The organism is Mycolicibacterium brisbanense (assembly GCF_001570425.1).
Taxonomy (GTDB): Bacteria; Actinomycetota; Actinomycetes; order Mycobacteriales; family Mycobacteriaceae; genus Mycobacterium; species Mycobacterium brisbanense.
This window is the reverse complement of record NZ_BCSX01000035.1, coordinates 253,677-267,625: the sequence shown is the minus strand read 5'-3', so window position 1 is coordinate 267,625 and position 13,949 is coordinate 253,677. Positions and strand designations below refer to the sequence as shown.

The window sequence follows — 13,949 nt, the reverse complement described above, 5'->3', positions numbered from 1 at the left end:
CCGACGACACCCGTCAGGCGCCGATGATGACGTACGTCTTACGGATCGTCTCCTTGACCAACCACGTTCCGCGCCAGCCCCGGGGCAGCACCAGCAGTGAGCCGGGCCCGATGTCGGCGCTCGTCCCGTCGTCGCCCACCACTGTGCCCGAACCGGAGATGATGTGGCAGACCTCGGTCGCTGCCGACCGATCAGCGGTGAACTCCCCCGGGTCGCACTCCCACACCCCGGTATCGACCACGGAATCGGCCCAGACCTCGACGGCCGACTCCAGCTGGCCGGTGCGGCTGGTCGGTTTCGGTTGCGGCTCAGAGAGTTCGACCGTGGTCGTGTCTACATGCCTCAGGTTCACACTCGTCTCCATTGCGTCAGCGTCCCGTGATCTTGTTGGCGATACGTGCCAGATGGCTTGTTCCGGTCATGCCGTTGGTGGCCTCGCGCCGGTCCGCGGTTCGGTATAGCGCATACATGGCTTGAACTCCCAACCAGCGCAACGGCTCTGGTTCCCACTTGCGGACCCGCCGGCCCACCCACGGCAGCCGGACGAGATCGGAGTCACGCGCGAGGACCAGGTCGGCGAGCGTGTGGCCTGCCAGGTTCGTGGTGGTCAGCCCGCTGCCGACATAGCCGCCCGCGGTGCCGAAGCCGCTCGCCCGGTCGAAGTCGACGGTGGCCGTCCAGTCCCGCGGCACCCCGAGCACGCCACACCACGCGTGTGCGATCGGGATGTCGCGCGTGGCAGGGAACATGTCCCGAACCAGGGCGGTCAGAGCGTCGATGGTCCACTGCTGGGTGGCACCCCGATGGTCGAGTTTCGACCCGTAGCGATAGGGAATTCCTCTGCCGCCCAGCGCGATTCGATTGTCAGCTGTGCGCTGGGCGTACATGTACCCGTGCGCGTAGTCGCCCAGCAGTTCGGCTCCCTGCCAACCGACCTGCCGCAGTACGGATTCGGGGAGGGGTTCGGTCACTACCATCGACGAGTTCATGGGCAGCCACTCCCGGCGTTGCCCGGGCATGGTCGCGGTGAAGCCTTCGAGACAACGGAGGATGACGGGCGCCCGGACGTCCCCGCGAGCGGTGAGTGCGCGGCCCGTCTTGATGTCGGTCACCTCGGTCTGTTCATAGATCGCGACGCCCATGCCCTCCACCACGCGCGCCAGGCCCTGGACCAGCTTGGCGGGCTGCACTCGGGCGCAGTGCGGGGTGAACAGCGCACCCATGGCACCCTCGACCCGGATCCGGGAGTTCGACTCGTCGCCGGTGAGCACCACGAAATCGTCCTCGGTCGCGCCCCAACTCCGTTCGAAGTCGAGCGATTCGCGCAACCGGCCCATCTGAGCCTGGTTTCGGGCCACGTGCAGCACGCCGTCCTTGACGATGTCGGCGTCGATCCCTTCGGACTCGGCGATGCCGATGACCTCGTCGACGGCTCCGCGCATGGCCCGCATGAGCGTGACGACACCGTCATGGCCGTGCGTCGAGGCGTACGCATCGCGAGATCCGGCCAGCTCCGCCGACAGCCATCCGCCGTTGCGCCCGGACGCGCCGAACCCCGCGAACTCCTTCTCCAGCATGACGATTCGCAAATCGGGTTGTTCGCGCTTGAGGTAGTACGCGGCCCACAGGCCGGTGAGGCCGGCCCCGACGATGCACACGTCGGCATCGAGCGAGTTCGGCAGCGGCGGCCGCGACTTGGGCCAGCCCGCCGCGCGGTACCAGAACGACACACTGCCGTTCACGAAGTCATTGGCAAGACCGCTGGGCCTGCGATCATCGGGGGACATCTTGATTCTCCTGCATTCATCGATACTGGTTGGTGAAATATGTTGGGCCGCCTGCATCATGTGTCGGCGGGGAGGATGGCCGCGACGTCCGGATCGAACGTCAGCCAGACCCGTTGCCCGGCTTGGGCCTCCGTGATGCTTCCGGCACTCTCGCGAACCAGTGCGACAGTGTCGTCGGGTAGCCGGACCTCGATCTTGCGGGAGTTCCCGAGGTAGATGTCCTGAATCACCGTGCCGGGCACGGCGTTGACGACGTCGGGCTCATCGTCACCGGTGACGATGCGAAGCCGTTCCGGTCGGACGACGACCGCCACCGAGGCACCGCTGGGCACGTCGCCGCGGCCGGCCACGATCCGCCGGCCATAGGCATTGACCACCAGCCCGTCCTTGAGCGTCCCGTAGAACAGCGACGACTCACCCAGGAAGCGCGCCACGAACACGCTGTTGGGGCACTCGTAGAGTTCGGTGGGCGACCCGATCTGCTCGATGCGCGCGTTGTTGAACACCGCGATGCGGTCCGACAGCACGAGCGCCTCGTCCTGATCGTGCGTGACGTAGACGAACGTCGTGCCCAGTTCGCCGTGTATGCGCTTGATCTCGAGCTGCAGCGAATCACGCAACTTCTTGTCCAGCGCGCCGAGTGGTTCGTCCATGAGCAGCACGCTCGGTTCGTAGACCATGGCCCGCGCGAGCGCGACTCGCTGCTGCTGACCGCCCGACAGCTCCTTGGGCATCCGGGTGCCGTAGCCGTCGAGGCCGACCGTTCGCAGGGCCGCGGTCACCTTCTCCCGGCGCTGCTGCTTGGCGACCTTGCGCTGGCGCAGCGGGTATTCGACGTTGTCGGTCACCGTCATGTGCGGGAACAGCGCGTAGTGCTGGAACACCATGCCGATGTTGCGGCGGTACGGCGGCAGATCGGCGACCGGCCGGCCGTCGATGAGCAGGTCACCCTCGGTGACGTCGACGAATCCGGCGATCATGTTGAGAGTGGTGGTCTTCCCCGAACCGCTGGGCCCGAGCAGCGTGAGGAACTCACCCGGCCGCGCGTCGAGGTCGACGGCGTCGACAGCGGTCACCGATCCGTAGCGCTTGGTCAAGCGCCGCAACGTGATCGACGCGCCATGTGGGGTGTGGTCAGTGGACACGGTTCCTCCTGCGCGAGTAGACGCCCGCAACGACGGTCAGACACGTCGTGAGGACGAGGATGAGCGTGGCAGCGGCAGCGATCGTGGGATCGGTGTCGCGCGTGACCGAGGCGTACATCTTCACCGGCAGCGTCTGCAGGTACGGATTCTGGATGAACAACGACAACACCACCTCGTCGAAGCTCGTCGCGAACGCGAACAGAGCACCTGACAGCACGCCCGGCGCCACCAGCGGCAGCGTGACGGTACGGAAGGTGGTCCAGCGGTTGGCACCACAGATCGCGGCCGCGTCCTCAAGGCGCCTGTCGAATCCCTGCAGGCTCGCCATCACCGGCACGATGACGAACGGCAGCGCCAGCATGCTGTGCGCGACGACGAAGCCGAACAGCGTGCCGAGCAGATTGAGCCGCAGGAACAACGCGTACAGGCCGACGGCGACCACGATCACCGGAACCACCATGGGCGCCAACAGGAATGCCCGGATGCCCTGCCGGCCGGCCAGCCCAGTGCGGCTGAGCGCCACAGCCGCGGCGGTGCCGAACGTGGTGGCGACGATGACCACCAGGACGCCGACCTCGAGGCTGGCCTGCAGGGCTGCGAGCCACGCGGGGTCGGCGAAGAACGCCTGGTACCAACGCGTCGACCAGCCGGTCGGCGGGAAGGTGAACGACGGTCGGTCGGTGAAGCTCAGCGGCACCACGATCAGCGACGGGGCGACGAGCCACAACGCGACTCCTGCGCAGAACACGCCGAGCAGAACCCGCCAGAACGTCCTGGCCCGTCGCGTCATGCCGTGCGCTCCTTCCGGTTCCGGCGCAACAGGTACATCAGCACCGCGAGCACGAGGAACGTGATGAGCAACAGCACCACGCCCATGGCTCCTCCCCTGCCCCAGGCCAGCAGGCTGGTGACCTGGACATAGATCTGCTGGCTGATCAGTGCATCGTCCGGCGCCCCGAGCAGTGCCGGCGTCACGTAGAAGCCGAGGCTGCTGATGAAGACCATCAGGCACCCCGCTCCGACGCCGGGCAACGAGAGCGGAGCCCAGATCCTCACGAACGAGATGACCGGCCGCGCACCGAGACTCGACGACGCGAGGACGAGACGACGGTCGATGCCCGACATCACGGCATACAGGGGCAGCACCATGAAGGGCAGCAGGATCTGACTCATGCCGATGACCACGCCCAGATTGGTGCGCAGCAGCGGCACACCGCCCAGCCCGACGACGGACAGCACAGTGTGTATCGGCCCACCGTCTTCCAGCAGGATCACCCACGCGAACGTGCGCACCATCAGACTGGTCCAGAACGGAACCAGCACGATGAGCGTCAGCGCGATGCGCACGGTGGGCCCGAACGCGACCATGGCGTAGGCATAGGGATAGCCGAGCAGCAGGCAGATCGCCGTGACTTCGAGACCCGTGGTGAACGTGCGGAGCAACACCTCGCGCTGCACGGAATCGCCCAAGTACCAGTGGAAATTGACGAAGCCGGGCACCGGATCGCTGAACGCCTGCCAGAACATAATCGCCAGCGGCAGGCCGAACACCCCGACGATCAGCAGTATCGACGGCAGCAGCAGACCGACCCCACCCAGCCGCCGACCCGCGGTCGTCGGCTGGGTCTTCTGCGCGGGCGCACCCGCGAGAACGTCGACCATCGACATGCGTCGAACCCTCCTAGCCCGCGAGCCAGGTGGTGTACTTGGCAGCGATCTCTTCCTGGTGTTCGGCCCAGTACCCGAGGTCGAGGGGGAACTTGTCCTTGTCCCGCTCGGGTGTGGTGGTCAGATACGACCGTGCGAGATCGTCGAGTTGGGGCTTGGCGTCCACGTTGATCGGGCTGTAGGAGGTCAACTCCGCGAGCTTGGCCTGCTGCTGCGCCCCGAGGTAGAAGTTGATGAGCGCCATCGACGCCTTGGGGTTCTTGGCGCCCACCGGCACGGCGATGGTGTCGGCCTCCGGCATCCACTGGTTCCACATCGGCGCGAACGGCGCCCCGTTCTTGACGGCCGAGTATGCGCGACCGCTCCACACCAGCGCCATGTCGACCTGGCCGGATTCGATGAGTTGCTGGGACTGCGCGCCCGTGGTCCAGAAGATGGTGTCCTTGCGGATGGTGTTCATCTTCGCCATTGCCCGGTCGAGGTCGATCGGGTAGATCGCGTTGGGCGCGACGCCGTCGGCCAGCAGGGCACCTTCGAGAACTCCCGGGTCGAGTTCACCCGGCACGCCTTCGATGGCCCGCTTGCCGGGGAACTTCGCGGTGTCGTAGAAGTCGGCCCAGGTCTTCGGCGGATTCGCGCCGTACTTCTTGGTGTTGTAGACCACGATGAGGCCGTAACCCATTGCCGGAACAGAACAGTCGTCGGTCTTGGTCCCCGCCGGGAGCTTGCTGATGTCCACGATGCTGGTATCGAGCGGCATGAACAGCTTGCCGCAGTTCTTGGCCGTGAACACGTTGGTGCTGTCGACCACGTCCCACGTCACGTTCTTGGTGTCGACCTGGGCCTTGATCTTCGAGTTCTCGGTTGGCCCGTCCTGCAACACTTTTGCGCCGGATTGCTGCGCGAACGGTTCGATCGCCGCCTTCGTCTGGCCGTCCTGGAAAATGCCGCCGTACGAGACGAACGTCAGGGTCACACCTTTGAGCGCATCCTTCTTCACCGTGCCCGCCTGCGGCGGCCCACTGCCGAGGTCGACGTCGGCGGCGTTGCCGGGCCCCGCCGGGCTACACGCCGCGGTGAGCAGAACGCCGGCGGCCAATGCGGCAGACACGCAGCGGGCAGCAGGTGACATCGGCATGGAAATCTCCTTTTGATCTGTGCGACAGGGCGTTACGGGAATCGGGACACCGCCGTGACGGCAACCGATCTGTCACGTCGACCACTCGGTCGGAGGGCTGACGATCCAGAGCAGCTCGGCGAACGTGTCGCTCGTGTTGTGCACGGTGTGCGGCTTCGAGGTGCGGTATTCGGCACTGTCACCGGCGTCGAGTGTGTAACGCACACCGTCGAGTTCGAGAGTCAGGCTGCCGGAGGTGACGATGAGGATCTCCTGGGCATCGCCGTGGACGTAGGCCTCGCCCGCGCTGGATCCCGGTGCCAGTTCCCCCGCATACACCTCGAGGTTGCGAAGCGGCTTCTGCGACAACAGGTATTTCGCACTCAGCTCCGACACCTCGATCGCCGGACGGGCCGCCTTTCTGAGGATGCGGACATCGGTGACCTCGTCGTCGGTGAACAGGTCGGGCAGTACGATGCCGAGCGCCTCGGCGAGCCGGCGAAACGTTCCGACGCTCGCGTTGACCTGCCCCCGCTCCACCTGGCTGAGAAAGCCGGCGGAGATCCCGGCTCGATCCGCCAACTGCCGAAGGGACATCTTCCGCGCCGTCCGGAACTGGCGGATCCGGTCGCCGACCGCGGCGTTGGCCGTGGCAGCGGGATCAGGCTCGACGGGTGCACCCATATCGAAACGTCCGTTCGCTCGACGTGAACAAGTAGATCCGTGAAAACGAACACTTTGTTCGCTTGGGACGAACCTAGGCCTGGCGGGCCAGGAGCGCAAGACGTCGATCACAGTCGCCACGCGCCGTGACACCCGTCACGACAGCCCCGGAAAGTGGCATCTTCGCAGGACAGGCGGCATTCAGACGGCAACCGGGATCGTCATATGACATGGTCGAACACAACGAATATCGTCGTAAATATTGCATTACACGACTGATTTCGTGGAGGATTTGCGGGTGCGCGTAGGCCGCCCATGGCACGAGAGCACCGAACGATGAGCGACGAGCCGGGCCACTCGGCCCGACCGAGGAGAAGAGAACACATGAGTGCGTCCCTGTATGCAGTGGTCGACCCGTCGACGGGCGAACTGGTCAAGGAGTACCCGACCGCGACCGACGAGCAGATCGAGCAGGCCGTCGCGGCGGCGGCCACGGCGTTTCGCCAGTGGTCGAAGTCTTCGACCATCGCCGAGCGCGCGGCACTGATCCGCCGGGTTGCCGAGCTGCACAACGAGCGCAAGGACGAGCTGGCCAGGATCATCCAGCGCGAGATGGGCAAGCCGCTGGATCAGTCCGTGGGTGAGGTCGAGTTCAGCGCCGCGATCTACGAGTACTACGCCGACAATGCCGAGAAGTTCCTGGCCGACGAACCGATCGAACTGCTCGACGGCGAGGGTTCGGCCGTCATCAAGCGCGGCCCGGTCGGCGTGCTGCTCGGCATCATGCCGTGGAACTACCCGTACTACCAGGTGGCCCGCTTTGCCGGCCCAAACCTGGTGCTGGGCAACACCATTGTGCTCAAGCATGCCCCGCAGTGCCCGGAATCCGCGGCCGCACTGCAGCAGATCTACCTTGACGCAGGCTTCCCCGAGGGCGCCTACGTCAACGTCTACGCCACCAACGAGCAGATCGCCGACGTGATCGCCGACCCGCGCATCCAAGGCGTGTCCCTGACCGGCTCGGAACGCGCAGGCGCTGCCGTTGCCGAGATCGCCGGGCGCAATCTCAAGAAGGTCGTCCTGGAGCTCGGCGGCTCCGACCCGTTCATCGTGCTGAGCACCGCCGACATGGATGCCACCGTCGATGCGGCCGTGGACGGCCGATTCGAGAACACCGGCCAGGCCTGCAACGCCGCCAAGCGGATCATCGTCGTCGCCGACATCTACGACGAGTTCGTCGAGAAGTTCACCGAGAAGGTGCTCGCCAAGGCCGACGGCCTGGCGCCACTGTCGTCGGCGGCCGCCGCCGAACGCCTCGACGACCAGGTCAAACGCGCCGTGGACGGTGGCGCCAAGCTGACCTCCAGCGGCGAGCGCAACGGCGCGTTCTTCCCCGCCGGCGTGCTGACCAACCTGGCCGCCGACTTCGGTGAGGAACTGTTCGGCCCGGTCGCCTCGGTGTACAAAGTGGCCGACGAGGACGAGGCCGTCGAGCTCGCCAACAACACGCCGTTCGGGCTGGGCTCCTACGTGTTCACCACCGACATCGATCAGGCCCGCCGGGTCGCCGACAAGATCGACGCGGGCATGGTGTTCGTCAACGCGGTCGGCGCCGAAGGTGTCGAACTGCCCTTCGGCGGTGTCAAACGCTCCGGCTACGGCCGCGAGCTGGGCCGCTACGGGATCGACGAATTCGTCAACAAGAAGCTGATCAGGATCGTCTGATCCGTGCCGCCGGCGGGACCAACGTCCCGCCGGCGCTTGGCTTTCGGAGTCAGTGCCTGCCGAGCACGTGCGGTCCGCTCCGCTCGGGCACACCCCGCGCGAAGCGTGCCAGTGACCACGACGCCACGTCGGCATCCACGGTGTGGCCCTCGGCCAGGTCGGCGAGCACCTCTCCCATGAGGGCGGAGTATTTGAAGCCCTCCCCCGAATCGCCGCACGCGATGACGATCCCGCCGTCGAGCCGGTCCACGATGAAACTGCCGTCGGGCGAATCCGTCCAGCTACAGACCTGGGCGTCGAGCACCGTGGGCACCACCGAACCCAGGTCCGCGCGTACCCGGTCACCGATGACCGCGGTCCGGCCGGCGTCGGGCGTCCGGTCGAGGTCATCCGCACGGTATTCCCGCAGCGGCTGGTCCAACCCCACCTTGAAACCCGCGCCGGGCGCGGGCATCGCGTAGATGCCGGGACGGTCACCGTCCGGCCCGTCGAACAGACACGGAAAGTCGTCGGTGGCACCGGGATTGGCGGGGTCGCCGAAATGCACCACCTGCTCCAGATAGGGGTGCAGCGGAACGTCGATGCCCAGCGGCGCCAGCAACGCGCGGGCTCCCGGACCCCCTGCGAGCACCGCGACATCGGCGTCAACCGTGTCACCGTCGGTCAGCACGACCCGGACACCGTTGGCCGCCCGCTCGACGCGGACCACCTCCCGCTGGAGAAGCGTTGCACCCGAGGCACTCTGGAAGCTCGTCAGCTGCGCCTGCAGCGACACTGCCGCGAGTACCACACCCGCCTCCGGCTGCCAGAGCGCATCCCGTCCGTCGCTACGCAGACCAGGAAAGAACCGGTCGACATCGCCGGAAGGCACGCTCGTATACGGGATCCCGAGCCCGTCGAGGGTCGACACCACGTCGGGTATCGACGCATCGTCACGCCACAGCAGGCCGCAGGTGAGGAACACCGGGGTGCCCGCACGTTCGGTCAGCCGCCGCATCGCCTCGACGCCGCGCTGGGCCACCCGGGCGCGCAGCGGGTCGGGGTCGGCGAGCCGCCACAACCTCGTCGTGCCCGTCGACGACGACAGCGCATTGCCCGGGCCGTAGCGGTCGATCAGCGTCACCCGGTGCCCGCGGCGAGCCAGTTCGGCCGCGGCGGGCAGCCCCCAGGCGCCGGCACCGACCACCACGCAGTGCCTCGGGGAGCTCACCGCTTACTGAATACCGTCCGGTGCCAACCCTTTTCCGCTACCCCGGAGATGTCACTCATGACGTGCTTGATGGTGAGGTACTCCTCGAACGAGTAATCGCTCATGTCCTTGCCGAAGCCCGAGGCACCCACACCGCCGTGCGGCATCTCGGAGATGATCGGGATGTGGTCGTTGATCCACACACAGCCGGCGTTGATCTCGCGTGAGGCCCGCTGCGCCCGGTAGACGTCGCGGGTCCATGCCGAGGCGGCCAGGCCGTAGTCCGTGTCGTTGGCCTGGCGCAGCGCGTCGTCGTCGTCACTGAAGGCACGGACCGTCAACACCGGACCGAAGATCTCGTCGCGGTACACCTCGGAGTTCTCGGCGACGTCGGCGATCAGCGTCGGCCGGTAGAACGAGCCCGGCAGGTCAGGAATCACGCCGCCCGTGACCACGCGGCCACCCTGTCCTGCGGCGCGCGCCACCATGCCCGCCACCTTGTCGCGGTGCGCCATCGAGATCAGCGGCCCCAGATCGGTGTCGGGATCGTGCGGATCACCGACCACCACCTTGCTCATCACCTCGGCCACGCCGGCGACGAAGTCGTCGTAGAGCGATTGCGCGACGATGGCCCGGGTGGCGGCGGTGCAGTCCTGCCCGGTGTTGATCAGCGCGCCCGCGACCGCGCCCTGGATCGCGGCGTCCAGATCAGCGTCGTCGAAGACCACGAACGGGGCCTTGCCGCCGAGTTCGAGCTGGGTGCGGTGGCCATGCACGGCGGCCGCTGCCATCACCTTGCGGCCGACGGGCGTCGACCCGGTGAAGGTGACCAGGTCCACGTCGCGGTGCCCGGCCAGGGCGGTGCCGACGTCGGCGCCGCCGCCGGTCACCACGTTGAACACGCCGTCGGGCAGTCCGGCGGCGCTGGCGAGCCCGGCCAGGGTGAGTGTGGTCAGCGGGGTGATCTCGGCAGGTTTGATGACGACGGAGCAGCCCGCGGCCAACGCGGGAAGCACCTTCCACACCGCCATCTGCAGCGGATAGTTCCACGGCGTGATGGTCGCGACGACGCCGATGGCCTCGCGGCGGATGCTCGACGTGTGATCGGGCGAGTACTCGCCGGTGGCCTTACCTTCCAGGTGGCGCGCCGCGCCGGCGAAGAAGTCGATGTTGTCGACACTGCCCGGCACGTCGAACTCGCGGGCGAGCCGCACGGGCTTGCCGGTCTGGCTGACTTCCTCGATGACCAGGTCGTCGGCGCGTTCGTCGGCCAGCTTCGCCAATTTGGCCAGCACGGCGGAACGTTCCGCGGGGGTTGCCGTCGACCACTCCGGCAACGCCGCCCGCGCCGAGGCGACGGCGATGTCCACGTCGGCCGGGGTGGCCATGGCGTACTCCGCGACCGCCTCACCGGTCGCCGGGTTGATGACGGTATGCGCCGGTCCACCGGTCGCCACTGCCGCACCATTGATCCAACTGCCCGCCACATTCACTGCCACGCTCATGGAGGCATACGGTATCGGATGGGCACACCAATCTCTACGGGATACCGCAGCGGGAAACCCCCCAAACAAGGGATTTCATCGAAATAGTTGCCCCAAACAACGAATTCCGTGCAGAATCGACAGTATGACCAACCCCGACGGTCACGAGCTGGCGCCCGCCCCCGTCCCGTTTCGTGTCAACCATTCTCGGCCGGGAGCCGTGTTCCAGCTCGATGAACTGTCAAAAGCAATCGTCGAGAAGCTCCAGCAGGACGGCCGCCGCTCCTACGCGGGGATCGGCAAAGCCGTCGGGCTGTCCGAGGCCGCCGTGCGTCAACGGGTGCAACGGATGGTCGACGCAGGCGTCATGCAGATCGTCGCGGTGACCGATCCGTTGCAGCTGGGCTTCGCCCGCCAGGCGATGATCGGCATCCGCTGCACCGGTGACACCACCAAGCTGGGCGAAAAACTGGCCGCCATGGATTCAGTCGACTACGTCGTACTGACCGCGGGATCGTTCGACATCATCGTCGAAGTGGTCTGCGAGGACGATGACAGCCTGCTCGAGCTACTCAACACACAGATCCGCTCATTGCCGGGAGTGATATCAACCGAAACCCTTGTCTACTTGAAACTCGTTAAACAGCAATACAATTGGGGTACACGATGACAATTACCGATACCACTGAGGCAACGGCGTCCGATCTCGGCGCCAAGGCCAACCGGCACCTGTGGGGCCACTTCGCCCGCCACGGGCAGGGCATCACGCCGCCGATCATCACCCGCGGCGAAGGTGCCTACATCTTCGACGACAAGGGCAAGCGCTACATCGACGGGCTCTCCGGGCTGTTCGTCGTTCAGGTCGGCCACGGCCGCAAGGAACTTGCCGAGGCGGCGGCCAAGCAGGCCGAGACGCTGTCCTTCTTCCCGCTGTGGTCCTACGCCACCCCGCCTGCCATCGAACTGGCCGAGCGGGTCGCCGGTTACGCCCCGGGCGATCTCAACCGGGTCTTTTTCACGACCGGTGGCGGCGAGGCCGTCGAGAGCGCCTGGAAACTGGCCAAGCAGTACTTCAAGCTGACCGGAAAACCCGGTAAGCACAAGGTGGTTTCGCGTTCGATCGCCTACCACGGCACACCGCAGGGCGCGCTGGCGATCACCGGCATCCCGGCGTTCAAGGCACCTTTCGAGCCGTTGACCCCGGGCGGTTTCCGCGCACCGAACACCAACTTCTACCGGGCACCTGCCGAATATGCCCATGACGAAAAGGCTTTCGGCCGCTACTGCGCCGACCGCATCGCCGAGGCCATCGAATTCGAGGGCCCCGAAACCGTCGCCGCGGTGTTCCTCGAGCCGGTGCAGAACGCGGGTGGCTGCTTCCCGCCGCCGCCCGGATACTTCGAACGCGTCCGCGAGATCTGCGACCGCTACGACGTGCTACTGGTCTCCGACGAGGTGATCTGCGCGTACGGCCGGATCGGTTCGATGTTCGCGTGCAACGACTTCGGCTACGTACCGGACATCATCACCAGCGCCAAGGGCCTGACGTCGGGATACTCGCCGCTGGGGGCGATGGTCGCCAGCGACCGGCTGTTCGAGCCGTTCGACGATGGCAAGACGGTCTTCGGTCACGGCTACACCTTTGGCGGGCACCCGGTTTCGTCGGCCGTCGCGCTGGCCAACCTCGACATCTTCGAACGCGAGAAGATCAACGAGCACGTCAAGGAGCTGGCACCGGCGTTCCGGGCCACCCTGGAGAAGCTCTACGATCTGCCGATCGTCGGCGACGTGCGTGGTGAAGGCTTCTTCTACGGCATCGAGCTGGTCAAGGACAAGACCACGAAGGAGACGTTCAACGACGAGGAGAGCGAGCGGCTGCTGCGCGGGTTCCTCACCCCGGCTCTGTGGGATGCCGGACTGTACTGCCGTGCCGACGACCGTGGCGACCCAGTGATCCAGCTGGCCCCGCCGCTGATCAGTGGGCAGGCCGAGTTCGATGCGATCTACGAGATCCTGCACCGCGTGCTCAGCGAGGCGGGCAATCTGCTGTAGCGTTCGACGACACAGCGGCCGGGCGGGAAACCGCCCGGCCGTTTGTCGTTCACGGGAGCGGTCCGCGAGCGTACGGTCGGTTTGTGCCGCGCAAGCCACCGATCGATCCGGTTCGCTGGACCCCGCCGCCCGTCGGCGCGCTCCCCGACTTCCCGCCCGCCGAGTTGACGATCGTGCCGACGCCCGGCGACGGCCCCGAGGACGTCGTCGTCGACGCCTCAGGGCAGCTGTGGACCGGTTTGGTCGACGGCCGCATCGTGCGCGTCACTCCCGACGGAGCCACGACGGTGGTCGCCGATACCGGCGGGCGTCCACTCGGCATGCATGTGGCGCGCGACGGCCGGGTGCTGATCTGTGACAGCCACCGTGGCCTACTGGCGTTGGACCCGACGACGGGCACGTTGACGACACTGGTGGAATCCGTCAACGGCCGACCTGATGGCCGCAGCTCCGCGGGCTCCGTGCGGCGCCCCCTGACGTTTTGCTCGAATGTCACCGAAACATCGGACGGCACAATCTATTTCACTGAGTCGACCAGCCGTTTCCACTTCGAGTACTACCAGGGCGCGATCATGGAGGCCCGCGGCGCGGGCAGCCTGTTCCGGCTGGCACCGGACGGTACTGTCACCACGCTGGTCGAGGGACTCTATTTCGCCAACGGGGTGACCCCTACCGCCGACGAATCGGCGCTGGTATTCGCCGAAACGCAAGGCCGGCGGCTGTCCAAATACTGGCTGAGCGGGCCGGCGGCCGGGACCGTGACACCACTTGCCGAGCATCTGCCCGGCATGCCGGACAACATCTCCACCGCGCCCGATGGCCGGATCTGGGTCGCGCTCGTCAGCCCGATCATTCCCGCGGCCGAGCGGTTGGCCCCGCTGTCACCCGTGCTGCGCAAAGTGTTGTGGCGACTGCCCGACGCGCTGCTGCCCAAGATCAAGCCCGAGGTGTGGGTGGTGGCGTTCGATGCCGAATCCGGTGCGGCCGTCGCGGGCATCCGCACTCAGAACCCGGCGTTCGGGACCGTCACGGGCGTCGTCGAGACGGGCGGCAAGCTGTGGATGTCAACCATCGCATTCCCCGCTCTGGCTAATACCCAGCTTTAACACGAGTCACATA

The 13,949-nt window shown here is 66.5% G+C and carries 13 protein-coding genes; 4 read left to right on the top strand and 9 right to left on the bottom strand.

Features of this window, described 5'->3' with window-relative positions:
• Positions 1-13: 13 nt before the first annotated feature.
• From RMCB_RS20210 to RMCB_RS20180, 7 genes are all read right to left on the bottom strand, one after another.
• Positions 14-352: a cupin domain-containing protein gene (locus RMCB_RS20210; protein ID WP_029370974.1), complete on the bottom strand. Its 339-nt coding sequence runs from the start codon at positions 350-352 to the stop codon at positions 14-16.
• A 16-nt stretch (positions 353-368) separates the two neighbouring features.
• Positions 369-1,787 (bottom strand): NAD(P)/FAD-dependent oxidoreductase, encoded by a 1,419-nt coding sequence (locus RMCB_RS20205; protein WP_029370973.1) that lies wholly within the window; start codon positions 1,785-1,787, stop codon positions 369-371.
• 56 nt (positions 1,788-1,843) lie between these two features.
• Entirely contained in the window at positions 1,844-2,932 is a 1,089-nt protein-coding gene (locus RMCB_RS20200; protein WP_062830208.1) for an ABC transporter ATP-binding protein, read from the bottom strand.
• Positions 2,922-3,722 carry an ABC transporter permease gene (locus RMCB_RS20195; RefSeq protein WP_029370971.1) on the bottom strand — a complete coding sequence of 267 codons (801 nt, stop codon included), beginning with the start codon at positions 3,720-3,722 and terminating at the stop codon, positions 2,922-2,924. Before RMCB_RS20195 ends, RMCB_RS20200 begins: the two co-directional genes overlap by 11 nt.
• Complete coding sequence (locus RMCB_RS20190; RefSeq protein ID WP_062830207.1) at positions 3,719-4,600, bottom strand: ABC transporter permease; 882 nt, start codon at positions 4,598-4,600, stop codon at positions 3,719-3,721. The genes RMCB_RS20195 and RMCB_RS20190 overlap by 4 nt, the downstream gene beginning before the upstream one ends.
• Positions 4,601-4,613: 13 nt before the next feature.
• The gene (locus RMCB_RS20185) at positions 4,614-5,738 is read right to left on the bottom strand and encodes an ABC transporter substrate-binding protein (protein WP_062830206.1); all 1,125 of its coding nucleotides are present in this window, start codon (positions 5,736-5,738) and stop codon (positions 4,614-4,616) included.
• Positions 5,739-5,810: 72 nt separating this feature from the next.
• Complete coding sequence (locus tag RMCB_RS20180; protein ID WP_029370968.1) at positions 5,811-6,401, bottom strand: type II toxin-antitoxin system RelB family anti-toxin; 591 nt, start codon at positions 6,399-6,401, stop codon at positions 5,811-5,813.
• Positions 6,402-6,764: 363 nt separating this feature from the next.
• Here RMCB_RS20180 and RMCB_RS20175 point away from each other — a divergent pair, with 363 nt between their 5' ends.
• Positions 6,765-8,105 (top strand): NAD-dependent succinate-semialdehyde dehydrogenase, encoded by a 1,341-nt coding sequence (locus RMCB_RS20175; protein WP_062830205.1) that lies wholly within the window; start codon positions 6,765-6,767, stop codon positions 8,103-8,105.
• 49 nt (positions 8,106-8,154) lie between these two features.
• Here the strand turns inward: RMCB_RS20175 and RMCB_RS20170 are convergent, their stop codons facing one another.
• Together RMCB_RS20170 and RMCB_RS20165 are read right to left on the bottom strand one after the other, a co-directional pair.
• Positions 8,155-9,315: an FAD-dependent oxidoreductase gene (locus tag RMCB_RS20170; RefSeq protein ID WP_062830204.1), complete on the bottom strand. Its 1,161-nt coding sequence runs from the start codon at positions 9,313-9,315 to the stop codon at positions 8,155-8,157.
• Positions 9,312-10,799 (bottom strand): gamma-aminobutyraldehyde dehydrogenase, encoded by a 1,488-nt coding sequence (locus RMCB_RS20165; RefSeq protein ID WP_062830203.1) that lies wholly within the window; start codon positions 10,797-10,799, stop codon positions 9,312-9,314. Before RMCB_RS20165 ends, RMCB_RS20170 begins: the two co-directional genes overlap by 4 nt.
• Positions 10,800-10,923: 124 nt before the next feature.
• Between RMCB_RS20165 and RMCB_RS20155 the strand changes: the two genes are divergently transcribed.
• The 3 genes from RMCB_RS20155 (at position 10,924) to RMCB_RS20145 (ending at position 13,936) form a co-directional block, all read left to right on the top strand.
• Positions 10,924-11,448, top strand: a complete 525-nt coding sequence (locus RMCB_RS20155; RefSeq protein ID WP_029370964.1) for an Lrp/AsnC family transcriptional regulator — start codon at positions 10,924-10,926, stop codon at positions 11,446-11,448.
• Positions 11,445-12,830 (top strand): aspartate aminotransferase family protein, encoded by a 1,386-nt coding sequence (locus RMCB_RS20150; protein ID WP_029370963.1) that lies wholly within the window; start codon positions 11,445-11,447, stop codon positions 12,828-12,830. The genes RMCB_RS20155 and RMCB_RS20150 overlap by 4 nt, the downstream gene beginning before the upstream one ends.
• An 83-nt stretch (positions 12,831-12,913) precedes the next feature.
• The gene (locus RMCB_RS20145; protein ID WP_062830202.1) at positions 12,914-13,936 is read left to right on the top strand and encodes an SMP-30/gluconolactonase/LRE family protein; all 1,023 of its coding nucleotides are present in this window, start codon (positions 12,914-12,916) and stop codon (positions 13,934-13,936) included.
• Positions 13,937-13,949: the final 13 nt, after the last annotated feature.

Coding starts and splice junctions, on each gene's coding strand:
- RMCB_RS20195 (WP_029370971.1), bottom strand. CDS start 3,722: ATGACGCGACGGGCCAGGACGTTCTGGCGGGTTCTGCTCGGCGTGTTC.
- RMCB_RS20150 (WP_029370963.1), top strand. CDS start 11,445: ATGACAATTACCGATACCACTGAGGCAACGGCGTCCGATCTCGGCGCC.
- RMCB_RS20175 (WP_062830205.1), top strand. CDS start 6,765: ATGAGTGCGTCCCTGTATGCAGTGGTCGACCCGTCGACGGGCGAACTG.
- RMCB_RS20180 (WP_029370968.1), bottom strand. CDS start 6,401: ATGGGTGCACCCGTCGAGCCTGATCCCGCTGCCACGGCCAACGCCGCG.
- RMCB_RS20165 (WP_062830203.1), bottom strand. CDS start 10,799: ATGAGCGTGGCAGTGAATGTGGCGGGCAGTTGGATCAATGGTGCGGCA.
- RMCB_RS20155 (WP_029370964.1), top strand. CDS start 10,924: ATGACCAACCCCGACGGTCACGAGCTGGCGCCCGCCCCCGTCCCGTTT.
- RMCB_RS20185 (WP_062830206.1), bottom strand. CDS start 5,738: ATGCCGATGTCACCTGCTGCCCGCTGCGTGTCTGCCGCATTGGCCGCC.
- RMCB_RS20205 (WP_029370973.1), bottom strand. CDS start 1,787: ATGTCCCCCGATGATCGCAGGCCCAGCGGTCTTGCCAATGACTTCGTG.
- RMCB_RS20190 (WP_062830207.1), bottom strand. CDS start 4,600: ATGTCGATGGTCGACGTTCTCGCGGGTGCGCCCGCGCAGAAGACCCAG.